At 72.0% G+C, this 13,113-nt stretch carries 12 protein-coding genes; 1 reads left to right on the top strand and 11 read right to left on the bottom strand.

Features of this window, described 5'->3' with window-relative positions; all coding sequences use genetic code 11:
• Positions 1 to 23: 23 nt before the first annotated feature.
• The 10 genes from ASE25_RS18150 to pyrR all read right to left on the bottom strand — a co-directional run bounded on the left by ASE25_RS18150 (position 24) and on the right by pyrR (position 11,307).
• Positions 24 to 410, bottom strand: a complete 387-nt coding sequence (locus ASE25_RS18150; RefSeq protein ID WP_157623498.1) for a hypothetical protein — start codon at positions 408 to 410, stop codon at positions 24 to 26.
• 73 nt (positions 411 to 483) lie between these two features.
• Positions 484 to 954, bottom strand: coding sequence for a hypothetical protein (locus tag ASE25_RS18145; protein ID WP_056826936.1), 471 nt, complete (start codon positions 952 to 954; stop codon positions 484 to 486).
• Between the two features lie 49 nt (positions 955 to 1,003).
• Positions 1,004 to 1,849 (bottom strand): orotidine-5'-phosphate decarboxylase, encoded by an 846-nt coding sequence (gene pyrF / locus ASE25_RS18140; protein WP_056826935.1) that lies wholly within the window; start codon positions 1,847 to 1,849, stop codon positions 1,004 to 1,006.
• A gap of 30 nt (positions 1,850 to 1,879) precedes the next feature.
• Complete coding sequence (locus tag ASE25_RS18135) at positions 1,880 to 2,830, bottom strand: dihydroorotate dehydrogenase (protein WP_056826934.1); 951 nt, start codon at positions 2,828 to 2,830, stop codon at positions 1,880 to 1,882.
• The gene (locus tag ASE25_RS18130; RefSeq protein WP_056826933.1) at positions 2,830 to 3,720 is read right to left on the bottom strand and encodes a dihydroorotate dehydrogenase electron transfer subunit; all 891 of its coding nucleotides are present in this window, start codon (positions 3,718 to 3,720) and stop codon (positions 2,830 to 2,832) included. Before ASE25_RS18130 ends, ASE25_RS18135 begins: the two co-directional genes overlap by 1 nt.
• A complete protein-coding gene (carB, locus tag ASE25_RS18125) occupies positions 3,717 to 7,091 on the bottom strand; it encodes a carbamoyl-phosphate synthase large subunit (protein ID WP_056776477.1) in 3,375 nt (1,124 codons plus the stop codon). Before carB ends, ASE25_RS18130 begins: the two co-directional genes overlap by 4 nt.
• Position 7,092: 1 nt before the next feature.
• Positions 7,093 to 8,379 carry a glutamine-hydrolyzing carbamoyl-phosphate synthase small subunit gene (gene carA / locus ASE25_RS18120; protein WP_369793508.1) on the bottom strand — a complete coding sequence of 429 codons (1,287 nt, stop codon included), beginning with the start codon at positions 8,377 to 8,379 and terminating at the stop codon, positions 7,093 to 7,095.
• A complete protein-coding gene (locus ASE25_RS18115; RefSeq protein ID WP_056826932.1) occupies positions 8,376 to 9,713 on the bottom strand; it encodes a dihydroorotase in 1,338 nt (445 codons plus the stop codon). Before ASE25_RS18115 ends, carA begins: the two co-directional genes overlap by 4 nt.
• A complete protein-coding gene (locus ASE25_RS18110; RefSeq protein ID WP_056776472.1) occupies positions 9,710 to 10,708 on the bottom strand; it encodes an aspartate carbamoyltransferase catalytic subunit in 999 nt (332 codons plus the stop codon). Before ASE25_RS18110 ends, ASE25_RS18115 begins: the two co-directional genes overlap by 4 nt.
• On the bottom strand, positions 10,705 to 11,307 hold the full coding sequence (gene pyrR, locus ASE25_RS18105) for a bifunctional pyr operon transcriptional regulator/uracil phosphoribosyltransferase PyrR (RefSeq protein WP_056776468.1): 603 nt from the start codon (positions 11,305 to 11,307) through the stop codon (positions 10,705 to 10,707). Before pyrR ends, ASE25_RS18110 begins: the two co-directional genes overlap by 4 nt.
• Before the next feature lie 187 nt (positions 11,308 to 11,494).
• Between pyrR and ASE25_RS18100 the strand changes: the two genes are divergently transcribed.
• Complete coding sequence (locus ASE25_RS18100; protein ID WP_056826931.1) at positions 11,495 to 12,598, top strand: DNA glycosylase AlkZ-like family protein; 1,104 nt, start codon at positions 11,495 to 11,497, stop codon at positions 12,596 to 12,598.
• Positions 12,599 to 12,696: 98 nt separating this feature from the next.
• Here ASE25_RS18100 and nusB read toward each other — a convergent pair whose 3' ends face one another.
• Complete coding sequence (nusB, locus tag ASE25_RS18095) at positions 12,697 to 13,110, bottom strand: transcription antitermination factor NusB (RefSeq protein ID WP_056776463.1); 414 nt, start codon at positions 13,108 to 13,110, stop codon at positions 12,697 to 12,699.
• Positions 13,111 to 13,113: the final 3 nt, after the last annotated feature.

The raw sequence follows: 13,113 nt of genomic DNA, 5'->3' as shown, positions 1-13,113 counted from the left end.
TTCAGCCGACGTTCGGACGCCGCTCAGCTGCCGAGGTCGATCCCGCACGTCTCCTTGGCATGGGTCTCGATCCGCTTGGCCGAGCTCTCGAAGCCCTCCATGTGCTTCGTCAGCTCCGTGAGGTCGGGCTTGGCCACCGTGAACTTCGCGGCGAGGACCCGCAGCGAGGCCCAGTCGGTCCTGACCTCCTCGGGGGCACTCGCCTCGACCGTGGTGATGGTGGCGACGAAACGCGCCGCCGAGGCAGGGTCCTTGAGGGTCGCGCCCGCATCCTTCCAGTCCGCCTCGGCGGCCGTCAGGGCGTCGCAGTAGGAACCGGTCGACCCCGACGAGCAGGCCGCGACCGAGGTCGCCGTGAGGAGCAGCGCGAGGGCCACCGAAGGGCTCTTGCGCAGGGCGGTCGTTCGCATCACCACACCGTATGCCGTGTCGTCGGCGACGTCCTGCGACTACCCGAGGCAGCGCGCTGCCCGGGTCCGATGGTCAGGAGATGTCGAGGTTGCAGGTCGCCTTGGCGTGCGCCTCGATCTTCGTGCTCGAGGCATCCATCTTCGCGGTCGCCGCGGAGACGGCGCCCTTGTCGCCCGACGCCGCCGCGTCGACGAAGGCGATGAGGTCGCCCCAGGCCTGCTTGACCTCGTCCGGCGCGGCGGCCTCGATCTTCTGGAGCACCACCTTGCCCTGCTCCAGAGCGGCCTTGTCGCTGATCTTCGACGACATCGACTCGAGCTCCTTCTGCCCGGACTCGAGCGCCGCGCAGTAGGCGGAGTCGGCCGCTGCCGAGGCGCTCGTCGTGGTGCTCGACGCCGACGAGGACGCCGACGAGGACGCCGACGCGGTGCTGCCGGCTGTCGAGGACGGCTGGGTGCTGGAGCCGCACGCGGTGGCGAGCGGGATCGTCGCGGTGAGGGCGACGGTGGCGAGCAGTCGGCGTGCGCGTCGAGTGTGCGTCATGCCACAACGCATACCCGGCTGGGAACTTCCTGTGACACGGGTGGGAGCGTCAGTGCGCTCTCAGCGTCTCCGCGACCTGCGCCGTCCGGGACACGAGCCGGCTCGGCTCGGGGCCGGCACCGAGGATCTCGCGGCTCGACGACGCGAGCACCTGGCCACGGGCCGCACCGAAGGTCGTGGCGAGCGACTCGATCGTGCCGCCCTGGGCACCGAAGCCCGGGGCGAGCACCGGCGTCGCGGCACTCACGAGGTCGAGCCCGAGGTCGTGCACGGCACTGCCGACCGTGGCACCGATGACGAGTCCGATGCTGCCCAGCTCGCCGCGGCCTCGCGCCGCGGCGTTGTCACCCGCAGCGCCCTCGACGACGGACGCAGCGACGGACCGGCCGTCGCGCACCGCGTGCTGGACGGTCGCGCCTTCGGGGTTCGACGTCAGTGCGAGGACGAAGAGCCCGCGCCCCGTCTGCTCGGCGAGGTCGATCGCGGGGCGGAGCGACTCGTAGCCGAGGTACGGGCTCACGGTGAGCGCGTCCGGAGGGGCGACGGCGTCCGGGCCCAGGTAGGCCTCGGCGTAGGCACCCATGGTCGAGCCGATGTCGCCGCGCTTCGCGTCGAGGATCGTCAGCGTCCCGGCCTCGCTCAGGTCGGTCAGCACGCGCTCGAGCACGGCCAGGCCCCGACTGCCGAAGACCTCGAAGAAGGCGGACTGCGGCTTGACTGCGGCGACCCGGCCGGCGAACGCCTCGACGCAGGTCAGGGCGAAGCGCTCGAGGCCGGCGACGTCGTAGGACAGGCCCCACGACTCCACGAGCGCTCGATGGGGGTCGATGCCCACACAGAGCGGGCCGTGGGTCGCCATGGCGTCCTGGAGGCGGGCTCCGAAGGCCTGGGTCATCGTTCGGTCTCCGTTCACGGGTCGGGTGGCTCAGCGGCCGTGGGCCACGGCGACGGCGTCGGTGAAGCGCTCGAAGCCCTTGGCGTCGAGCAGCTCGCAGAGCTCGCGCAGGACACGGACCGGCGCCGACGGGTCGTTGAAGACGGCGGTGCCGACCTGGATCGCGCTCGCGCCGGCGGCGACGAGCTCGAGGGCGTCACGGCCGGTACGCACGCCCCCGACGCCGATGATCGGCACGGTGGGGATGCGGCCCTCGAACATCGCCTGACGCACCTGCCAGATGGCCCGCACCGCGACCGGTCGGATGCCGGGTCCCGACAGGCCGCCGGTGACCCCGCCGAGCTGCGGACGCATCCGGTCGGTGTCGATGACCATGCCGAGCAGGGTGTTGATCATCGTCAGGCCGTCGGCGCCGGCCTTGACGCAGGCGGCCGCGATGGCGGTGATGTCGGTGACGTCCGGGCTCAGCTTGGCGAACACCGGGATGTCGCGCGGGAGCTGCTCGCGCACCAGGGCGATGACCTTGGCCGAGGCGAGCGGGTCGCAGGCGAAGACGAGGCCGCGGTTGGCGACGTTGGGACACGAGATGTTCACCTCGACGCCGATGACGGCGTCGAAGGCCCGGCTGGCGCGCAGCGTGGCTGCGACGTGGGCGTACTCGGTGCTCGAGCTGCCGGCGATCGAGGGCAGCACGCGCGCGCCGACGGACTGGAGCCATGGCAGGTCCTCGTCGACGAACGCCTCGATGCCCGGGCCCTGCAGGCCGATCGAGTTGAGCATCCCCGATGGCGTCTCGGCCATGCGGGGGGTGCCACGGCCGGACCGCGGGTCGGCCATGACGGACTTGGTGACGAAGGCGCCGAGGTCGGCGACGTCGAAGAAGCGGTGCAGCTCCCTGCCGTTGGCCGCGCAGCCCGAGGCGGTCATGAGCGGGTTGGGCAGCCGGTGGCCGCCCCCGAGGTCGACGGAGAGGTCCACCATCAGTGGCCACCCACCTTCGGGGCGCCGACGGCATCGTCGGGGACGCGGGCATGGCCTCCGTCGAAGGCGTCCCAGCGGACGCGGTCGCCGCGGAAGACGGGCCCCTCGACGCACGAGCGCACCATCCGGGTGCGTCCGTCGGAGCCGACGACCGGCATGACGCACGTCATGCAGACGCCGACACCACAGGCCATGGACTCCTCGACGGCGACCTGTGCGACGGCGTCGTGCGCCTGGGCGACCCGGGTGATCGACTCGAGCATCCCCATCGGGCCGCAGCCGTAGACGACACCCGCCTTCGTGCGCTCGATGATCTCGGGCAGCGGGTCGCTGACCCAGCCCTGCTGACCGGCCGAGCCGTCGTCGGTCGTCACCGTGACGCCGTCGCAGCTGCGCCGGGCCTCGACGACGCCGAAGAGACGGTCCTCGCTCGCAGCACCCAGGACCATCTCGACGTGGCAGCCGCGCTCGCGCAGCTCGGCCGCGAGCCAGAAGAGCGGTGCGCTGCCGTAGCCGCCGCCGACGAGGACGCAGGCCACGGGGTCGGTCGGCAGCGGGAACGCCTTGCCGAGCGGGCCGACGACGTCGATCGTGTCGTGCGGCGCGCGGTCGACGATCCACCGGGTGCCGGTGCCGACGGCCGAGACGACGATCTCGACCGTGCCGCCGTAGGTGCCGCTCGGGCTGACCTTGTGGATCGAGAAGGACCGGCGCAACAGGGTGCCGGACGTCTCGCCGCCGACGGCGAGCGCGACGAACTGACCCGGGCGGGCCAGCTCGGCGACGCCGGGGGCGACGAGGGTGAGGTGCTGGTACGCGCCGACCCGCCGGGTCGCGATGACCTCCGCGACCTCCTGCGTCACCCGGGCGCGCAGCTGGCGCTCGCTCATGCGGTCGCTCCAGCCGTCGCCGTCGCCGTAGCCGTGGCCGATGCCGGCGCGGTGGACGGCGCCGCTGCCGTGCCGCGACCGTAGAGGTCGAGGTCGCGCGCGTGGTCCTGCAGCGACTTGACGCGGATCTCCTCCGTGAGCCCCGCCTCGATGCCGAGCACGGCGGCGGCGAGCGTCGCGATGGTCGTGATGATCGGCTTGTCGGCGCTCGTCGTGGCCGCGCGGATCGCGTAGCCGTCGGCACGGGCGTCCTGGCCCGACGGCGTGTTGACGACCATCTGCACGGTGCCCTCGCGGATGAGGTCGACGATCGACTTCTCCCCCGGGGCGTCACCGTCGCGCTCGGTGATCTTGCGGACCAGCGTCGCGGGGATGCCGTTGCGCTTGAGCACCGCGGCCGTGCCACTCGTCGCGAGGATGGTGAAGCCGAGGTCGACGAGGCGCTTGACCGGGAAGAGCATGGCGCGCTTGTCCCGGTTGGCCACCGACACGAAGATCGCCCCGGAGCGCGGCAGCGCCGACCCACCGCCCTGCTGGGCCTTGGAGAAGGCCGAGCCGAAATCGACGTCGATGCCCATGACCTCGCCCGTCGAGCGCATCTCCGGGCCGAGGAGCGAGTCGACCGCGACGCCCTCCTTGGTGCGGAAGCGCTTGAAGGGCAGCACCGCCTCCTTGCACGAGACGGGAGCGTGGTCGGGCATCCGTCCGCCGTCGCCGGTCGGGGGCAGCATGCCCTCCTCGCGCAGCTCCTTGATCGTGGCGCCGAGCATGACCCGGGCCGCGGCGCTCGCGATGGGCACGCCCGTCGCCTTGGCGACGAACGGCACCGTGCGCGACGCCCGGGGGTTGGCCTCGATGACGTAGAGGATGTCCTGGGCCAGCGCGAACTGGACGTTCATGAGGCCGCGGACGCCGATGCCCTCGGCGAGCTTGCGCGTCGCGACGCGCACGCGCTCGAGCTCACCGTCGCCGAGCGTGGCGGGCGGCAGCGTGCACGAGCTGTCGCCCGAGTGGATCCCGGCCTCCTCGACGTGCTCCATGATCCCGCCGAGGTACATGTCCTCGCCGTCGAAGAGCGCGTCCACGTCGATCTCGATCGCGTCGTCGAGGAAGCGGTCGATGAGGATCGGGTGGTCGGGCGAGGCCTCGGTCGCCTTCTCGACGTAGGTCACGAGGGAGTCGTCGTCGTAGACGATGACCATGCCGCGACCGCCGAGCACGTAGGACGGGCGCACGAGCACCGGGTAGCCGATCTCGCGCGCGACGACGAGGGCCTCGTCCGAGCTGTAGGCCGTGCCGTGCTTCGGGGCGATGAGGCCCGCCCGGGCCAGCACCTGGCCGAAGGCACCACGGTCCTCGGCGAGGTGGATCGCGCTCGGCGACGTGCCGACGATGGGCACCCCCTCGTCCTCGAGCGCCTGCGCGAGTCCGAGCGGCGTCTGACCGCCGAGCTGCACGATGACGCCTGCGATCGGCCCGGCCTGGCTCTCGGCGTGGATGACCTCGAGGACGTCCTCGAGCGTCAGCGGCTCGAAGTAGAGACGGCTGCTCGTGTCGTAGTCGGTCGAGACCGTCTCGGGGTTGCAGTTGACCATGACCGTGTCGAATCCCTTGTCGCGCAAGGAGAACGACGCGTGCACGCAGGAGTAGTCGAACTCGACACCCTGCCCGATGCGGTTCGGTCCCGAGCCGAGGATGATGACGGCCGGACGCTCGCGCTGCGCGACCTCGGTCTCCTCGTCGTACGAGCTGTAGTGGTAGGGCGTCGTCGCGGCGAACTCGGCCGCGCACGTGTCGACGGTCTTGTAGACCGGGCGCACCCCGAGGGCGTGGCGCACGCCGCGGACCACGGCCTCCGGCATACGCCGGACGGAGGCCACCTGGGCGTCGCTGAAACCGTGGCGCTTGACGAGGCGGAGCAGCTCCGGCGTCAGCTGGGGGGCGTCGGCGAGCATCGTCGCGACGTCGTTGATCAGCGCGATCTGGTCGAGGAACCACGGGTCGATGCCGGTGGCGTCGTGGACCTCCTCGACGCTGCACCCGCCGCGCAGCGCCTGCTGCACGAGCACGATGCGGCCGTCGGTCGGGATCCTGGCCTCCTCGAGCGCTCGCTCGGCGGCGGCCTTGGTGATCTCGCCGTCCCAGTGGAAGCTCGCTCCCTTCTTCTCGAGCGAGCGCAGGGCCTTCTGCAGCGCCTCGGTGAAGTTGCGCCCGATCGCCATCGCCTCGCCGACCGACTTCATCGTCGTCGTCAGCGTCGGGTCGGCCGCCGGGAACTTCTCGAAGGCGAAGCGCGGCACCTTGACGACGACGTAGTCGAGCGACGGCTCGAAGCTCGCCGGGGTCTCGCGGGTGATGTCGTTGGGCACCTCGTCGAGCGTGTAGCCGATGGCCATCTTCGCCGCGATCTTGGCGATCGGGAAGCCGGTCGCCTTGGAGGCCAGCGCGCTCGACCGCGAGACGCGCGGGTTCATCTCGATGACGATGATGCGTCCGTCGTCGGGGTTGACGGCGAACTGGATGTTGCAGCCGCCGGTGTCGACGCCGACCTCACGGATGACGGCGATGCCGATGTCGCGCAGCCGCTGGTACTCGCGGTCGGTGAGCGTCAGGGCCGGCGCGACGGTGATCGAGTCACCCGTGTGCACGCCCATCGGGTCGAGGTTCTCGATGGAGCAGACGACGACGACGTTGTCGGCGTGGTCACGCATGACCTCGAGCTCGTACTCCTTCCAGCCGAGGATCGACTCCTCGAGGAGCACCTCGGTCGTGGGGCTGTACTGGAGCCCGGCACCGCCGAGGAGGCGCAGGTCGGCCTCGTCGTAGGCGAAGCCCGACCCGAGGCCGCCCATCGTGAACGACGGACGCACGACGACCGGGTAGCCGAGCTCGTCCGCGGCCGCGAGCAGCTCGTCCATCGAGTGGCAGATGAGGGACTTGGCCGACTCGGCACCACACCGCTCGACGACGCCCTTGAACTTCTCGCGGTCCTCGCCGAGCTGGATCGCCTCGACGTTGGCCCCGATGAGCGGGCAGCCGTACTTCTCGAGAACTCCGTTCTCGTGCAACGAGATCGCGCAGTTGAGCGCCGTCTGCCCGCCGAGGGTGGCGAGGACGGCGTCGGGGCGCTCCTTGGCGATGATCGCCTCGACGACCTCGGGCGTGATCGGCTCGACGTAGGTGGCGTCGGCGAACTCGGGGTCGGTCATGATCGTCGCCGGGTTGCTGTTGACGAGGATGACGCGGATGCCCTCCTCGCGCAGCACGCGGCAGGCCTGGGTGCCGGAGTAGTCGAACTCGCAGGCCTGGCCGATGACGATCGGACCCGACCCGATGACGAGCACGCTCTGGATGTCGCTTCTCTTTGGCATGTTATTTGCTCCCTCCGGTCGCGGGTCCGGCGCTTGGTGTCGTCACGCCTTCCCTCCTCGGCTGGCTCGCTTCGCTCGCTTCGCTCGTCAGTCCAGGCGCGACGCGCGCCGGACCGTGTTCCATGAGCTCCACGAAGCGGTCGAAGAGGTAGGCGGCGTCGTGCGGGCCGGCCGCGGCCTCGGGGTGGTACTGCACGGAGTACGCGGGACGGTCGAGACACTCGAGCCCCTCGACGACGTCGTCGTTGAGGCACACGTGCGAGACACGGACGCGGCCGTATGCCGTGTCGCTGTCCTCGTCGAGGGGTGCGTCCACGGCGAAGCCGTGGTTGTGAGCGGTCACCTCGACCTTCCCGGTCGTGCGGTCCATGACCGGCTGGTTGATGCCGCGGTGGCCGTACTTCAGCTTGTACGTGCCGAAGCCGAGGGCGCGACCGAGCAGCTGGTTGCCGAAGCAGATGCCGAAGAACGGGATGCCGCGGTCGAGCACCTCACGCAGCAGCGCGACCTCGCGCTCGGCGGTGGCAGGGTCTCCGGGACCGTTGGAGAAGAAGACGCCGTCGGGGCCGGACTCCCCCACCGCCAGGACGTCGTCGATCGTCGCGGTGGCCGGCAGCACGTGCACCTCGATGCCGCGCTGGGCCATGAGCGCCGGGGTCATCGCCTTGATGCCGAGGTCGACGGCCGCGACGGTGAACCTCTTGTCGCCGACGGCCGGGACGGCATACGGCTCGGAGGTGGTGACCTCGGCGGCGAGCGCGGCCCCGGCCATCTGCGGGCTCGTGCGAACCGCCTCGAGCAGCTCGGCCTCGGGGCGCTCGGCGGCGTCACCGCTGAAGATGCCGACCCGCATCGCCCCGCGCTCGCGCAGGTGGCGGGTCAGGGCGCGCGTGTCGATGTCGCAGATGCCGACGACGCCCTGGTCGACGAGCTCGTCCTCGAGGTCGCGCGTGGCGCGCCAGTTCGACGCCCGGATGGCGGGGTCGCGCACGACGTAGCCGGCGACCCAGATGCGGCTGCTCTCGTCGTCCTCGGTGTTGACGCCCGTGTTGCCGACGTGCGGCGAGGTCATGACGATGACCTGCCGGTGGTAGCTCGGGTCGGTCAGCGTCTCCTGGTAGCCCGTCATGCCGGTGGAGAAGACGGCCTCGCCGACGGTCTGGCCCAGTGCACCGTAGGACGACCCGTGGAAGGTGCGGCCGTCCTCGAGCACGAGGGTCGCCGCCACGCGGCTGCGTGTGGGCCACCCGTCACGGGTGGGCACGGTCAGGGGGGTCTGGGTGGTCACAGGTCTGCTCCCGAGGTCGTCGCGTTCGTCAGTTCTCGTCGGGTGCCCGCGCCGTTGCGGACGTCGTGGGTGACGCGCCCCGCGTGGACCGTCGCGAGGACGGCTCCGTGCAGGGTGCGCCCGTGCCACGGGTTGTTGCGCGAGCGGCTGCGGCTCGCGGCGGCGTCGACCGTGACCTCGCGGTCGGGGTCGACGAGGGTGATGTGGGCGGGGCTGCCGACGGCGAGCTCCCTTCCCTGGTGGGCGAGCCCGCCGATCCGGGCCGGCGCGGTCGACATGACCCGTGCCACGTCGGCCCAGTCGAGCAGGCCGGTTCGCACCATGACGTCGCTGACGACCGAGAGGGCCGTCTCGAGGCCGAGCATCCCGAAGGCCGCGTCGACGAAGGCGTGCTCCTTGTCGTGAAGAGCGTGGGGGGCGTGGTCGGTGGCGACCGCGTCGATGGTGCCGTCGGCCAGGGCCGCGCGCAGGGCCTCGACGTCCTCGGTCGGGCGCAGCGGGGGGTTGACCTTGTAGACGGGGTCGTAGCCGAGCAGGAGGTCGGTCGTCAGCACGAGGTGGTGGGGCGTGACCTCGGCGGTGACGTCGATGCCCTGCGCCTTCGCCCAGCGGATGACCTCGACGGTCCCGGCGGTCGAGACGTGCGCGACGTGGATGCGGGATCCGGTGTGTCGGGCCAGCATGACGTCACGCGCGACGATCGACTCCTCGGCGATGCCGGGCCAACCGGGCAGGCCGAGCCGACCGGAGACCTCGCCCTCGTGGCAGCAGGCCTCGCGGCCCGCGAGGCGCGGGTCCTGCGCGTGCTGGCTGACGACGCCGCCGAAGGGCTTGATGTACTCGAGTGCCCGGCGCATGATCCGCGCGTCGTGCACGCAGTGGCCGTCGTCGCTGAAGACACGCACCTTCGCCCGCGAGCGGGCCATGAGACCGAGCTCGGCGAGCTCGGCGCCCTCGAGGCCCTTGGTCACGGCGCCGACGGGGACCACCTCGGTGAGCCCGCACGCGCGCCCGAGGTCGAGCACGCGTTCGGCGGCCTCGGCGGTGTCGGTGACGGGGCTCGTGTTGGCCATGGCGAAGACGGCGGTGAAGCCGCCGGCGGCAGCGGCCGCCGAGCCGGTGGCGATCGTCTCGGCATCCTCGCGGCCCGGCTCGCGCAGGTGCACGTGCAGGTCGACGAGGCCGGGAAGTGCGACGAGGCCGTCGGCGTCGAGCACCTCGGCGTCCGAGGGCACCGAGACCGAGCCGACCTCGGTGATGACGCCGTCCTCGACGAGCAGGTCGGCCTGGTCGGCACCGAGCAGCCGGGCGCCGCGGATCACGAGGCGGGTCATCGGACGGCTCCTTCGGTGGCACTGGCGGGCATGGGCGCGGGCGTGTCCTCGCCGGCGAGCAGGTGGTAGAGCACGGCCATCCGGACCGCGACGCCGGCCGAGACCTGGTCGAGCACGACCGACTGCGGGGAGTCGGCCGCCTCGGGTGCGATCTCGAGGCCGCGGTTCATCGGGCCGGGGTGGAGCACGAGGACGTCGTCGTTGCGGGCGACGAGGCGCTCCAGCCGGTCGCGCGTCAGGCCGTAGCCGACGGTGTACTCGCGCGCCGTCGGGAAGTAGCCACCGCTCATCCGCTCGCGCTGGACGCGGAGCATCATGACGGCGTCGACGGGCCCGTGCTCGCCCTCACCGTCGAGGACGGGGTCGAGGTCCCAGCTCGTCGCGAAGCCGTCGGCCGCGCTCCACGCCCCGATGCCGCTCGGCATGAGCGTCGGCGGCGCGACGACCGTGACGCGGGCGCCGAGCGTCTTGAGCGTGATGACGTTGCTGCGGAAGACGCGGGAGTGGGTCAGGTCGCCGACGATGACGACGTGCTTGCCGTCGAGGTCACCGAGCCGGGTGCGCAGCGTGTACGCGTCGAGCAGGGCCTGCGTCGGGTGCTCGTGGGTGCCGTCGCCCGCGTTGATGACGCTGCAGCGCACCCACTGCGCGACTTGGTGGCAGGCACCGGACGCGTGGTGCCGGATGACGAGCGCGTCGACCGCCATGGCGTCGACGGTCATCGCCGTGTCGCGGAGGCTCTCGCCCTTGCTCGTCGAGGAGCCCTTGGCCGAGAGGTTGATGGTGTCGGCCGACATCCACTTGCCCGCGATCTCGAACGAGCTGCGGGTGCGGGTCGAGTCCTCGAAGAAGAAGTTGATGACCGTGCGCCCGCGCAGGGTCGGCACCTTCTTGACCTCGCGTCGCTGGAGGTCGTGCATCGAGGCCGCGGTCTCGAGGATGTCCTCGACCTCGGCGCGGCTGAGGTCGGCGGAGGAGATGAGGTGCTTGGTCATCGCGCGTCACCCCCGCTGATCCGCACGATGTCGAGGCCGTCGACCTCGGCGACCCGGACGTGCACCCGCTCGGCGCTCGAGGTCGGCAGGTTCTTGCCGACGTGGTCGGCGCGGATCGGCAGCTCGCGGTGGCCCCGGTCGACGAGCACGGCGAGGCGCACGGCGCGGGGTCGGCCGAGCTCGGAGAGCGCGTCGAGGGCGGCGCGGATGGTGCGCCCGGAGTAGAGGACGTCGTCGACGAGGACGACGACCTGGTCGTCGATGCCGCCGGCCGGGATGCGCGAACGATGAGCCGTGCGCACCGGGTTGCGGCGCAGGTCGTCGCGGTGGAGCGTGATGTCGAGCTCGCCGACGGGCACCGCGGTCCCCTCGACCTCCTCGATGCAGGCCGCCAGGCGGCGGGCGAGCGGGACCCCGCGCGAGGGGATGCCGAGGAGGACGAGCCCCTCGCTGCCCTTGTTGCGCTCGAGGATCTCGTGACCGATGCGCCGCAGCGCCCGGGAGATGTCTCCCTCGCTCATGACGTCGCGAGCGTCCTCAGGGATGCTCGAGCGGTCCGTCGATGACTGGTCAGGTGCGCTCAGGTCAGGGCAGGGCATCGCCGCTGGACCTCCTTCCCCGCCTCACAGGACGGTGGTTAAAGGATGTCTACGGCGCCGAGTGTAACGTCCGGCTCACGACGCCCCGACACCGCGCCACACCGTGAGAACGTCCCGAACGGTCGCAACGACGGGTCCGTCCGTGACCCGGACCCCGATCGTCCGCCACCGCAGCTAGCCTCCGAGGGTGTCGATCACCTGGGCCGGGGCCCTCTCCTGGCGGCTGCAGCAACAGCTCCTCGATCCCGTGGGCGGAGGGTCGGTCGCCGAGGTCGTGCGGCGGCTCGGGGCCGTCCCGGCCAAGGAGGAGCGGCTCGCCGAGCTCACCGTGCGCCTCCGGCGCGCTCGGTCACGCCCCGACGAGGTGGCCCGGGCGCTCGTCGACGGTCGCCTCGTCAAGGTGTACGCGTTCCGCGGGGGCACCCACTACCTCACCCCGGAGGACGGCGGCGCCTACCTCGCGCTGCGCGCGGCCGGCCGTCAGTGGGAGCGGAAGAGCTGGCAGGAGTACTACCGGCTCGGCCCGAAGGACTGGCCGGGGTTCCGCGCTGCCGTGCGCGAGGCCCTCGCCGACGGGCCGCTCACCGTCGCCGAGCTCGGCTCGGCCGTGACCCGGTGCTCCGCCTACCGCCACCTACGCCCCGTCTTCGACGAGGGAGCCGTCACCCTCAGCAAGGCACTGACGTGGCAGGGCGACATGGGGTTCGGGCCGCCACGCGACGGACGGGCGACGTTCCAGGGGCTCGAAGCCAACCCCCGGTGGGCGGGCGTGTGGGACCTCGCTGCGGCGGGCCCGCACGCCGTCCGCGCCTACCTCCACGCGTACGGCCCCGCGACGCCCGAGCACGTCCACTACTGGCTCGGCGACGGCCTCAGCGCCGGACGCCGGCGGATCGACGGCTGGCTGGCGGACCTGCGCGAGCACCTCGAGCCCGTCGAGGTCGCGGGCGGGACAGCGTATGTGCTCGCGGAGGACGCCGACAGCCTGCGCGCGGCCCAGCCGACGGACGCCGTGCGGCTGCTCCCCGGCCACGACCCGTGGGTCATGGGCGCAGGCACGAAGGACGCGCATGTCGTGCCCCCGGTGTTGCGCCCCGCGGTGACGCGGGGAGCCGACGTCGTCCTGCGCGGCGGGGTCGTGTGCGGCACGTGGTCGGTCGTCCGCGGAGAGCTGCGGGTCGCGTGGGCCGCCGGTGACGGATGGCCCCCGAGGACCTCGCTCGACGAGGAGGCCGTGCGGTTGGGCGAGGTCCTCGGGCGCTCGCTCGAGCCGGTCGTGACGACCACCTGACCGACCCTGACCGACCCCGACCGACGGGGCAGCGACGGCGAAGGGCACCCACCGGCCGCGGTGGGTGCCCTTCGATCGCAGGTGCGTGCGCCGCTGCGTCAGACGATGGTGGCCTTGACCTCGGCGATGCGCGCGAGCAGTCCGTTGACGAAGGCCGGCGACTCGTCCGTCGAGAGGTCGGTGGCGAGCGCCACGGCCTCGGAGATCGCCACGCCGTCGGGGATCTCGTCGTTCCAGAGGACCTCCCACGCGCCGAGGCGCAGGATCGTGCGGTCGACGGCAGGCATCCGGTCGAGGGTCCAGCCCTGGCTGTAGTCGGTCAGCGCGGCGTTGATGTCGTTCCAGCGCCCGACGACGCCGCGCACGAGGTCCGCGGTGTACGGGTTGTTCGCGGCCCGCGACTCGCGGTCGCCGAGGCGCTCGTCGAGGAGCGTCTCGGCGTTGAGGCCGCGCTGGTCCGCCTCGAAGAGGATGTCGAGCGCCCGGGTACGGGCCTTGCTGCGTGCTGCCAAGGG

Source organism: Terrabacter sp. Root85 (assembly GCF_001429185.1).
Taxonomy (GTDB): Bacteria; Actinomycetota; Actinomycetes; order Actinomycetales; family Dermatophilaceae; genus Terrabacter.
The sequence above is the reverse complement of the archived record's forward strand: the minus strand, read 5'-3'. Positions and strand labels throughout refer to the sequence as shown.

What these genes read in the sequence shown, in the direction of transcription:
- ASE25_RS18130 (WP_056826933.1), bottom strand. Translation starts at nt 3,720, where the DNA reads ATGAGCGAGCGCCAGCTGCGCGCCCGGGTGACGCAGGAGGTCGCGGAG.
- ASE25_RS18150 (WP_157623498.1), bottom strand. Translation starts at nt 410, where the DNA reads ATGCGAACGACCGCCCTGCGCAAGAGCCCTTCGGTGGCCCTCGCGCTG.
- ASE25_RS18145 (WP_056826936.1), bottom strand. Translation starts at nt 954, where the DNA reads ATGACGCACACTCGACGCGCACGCCGACTGCTCGCCACCGTCGCCCTC.
- ASE25_RS18135 (WP_056826934.1), bottom strand. Translation starts at nt 2,830, where the DNA reads ATGGTGGACCTCTCCGTCGACCTCGGGGGCGGCCACCGGCTGCCCAAC.
- ASE25_RS18110 (WP_056776472.1), bottom strand. Translation starts at nt 10,708, where the DNA reads ATGACCAAGCACCTCATCTCCTCCGCCGACCTCAGCCGCGCCGAGGTC.
- carB (WP_056776477.1), bottom strand. Translation starts at nt 7,091, where the DNA reads ATGCCAAAGAGAAGCGACATCCAGAGCGTGCTCGTCATCGGGTCGGGT.
- pyrR (WP_056776468.1), bottom strand. Translation starts at nt 11,307, where the DNA reads ATGCCCTGCCCTGACCTGAGCGCACCTGACCAGTCATCGACGGACCGC.
- ASE25_RS18115 (WP_056826932.1), bottom strand. Translation starts at nt 9,713, where the DNA reads ATGACCCGCCTCGTGATCCGCGGCGCCCGGCTGCTCGGTGCCGACCAG.
- pyrF (WP_056826935.1), bottom strand. Translation starts at nt 1,849, where the DNA reads ATGACCCAGGCCTTCGGAGCCCGCCTCCAGGACGCCATGGCGACCCAC.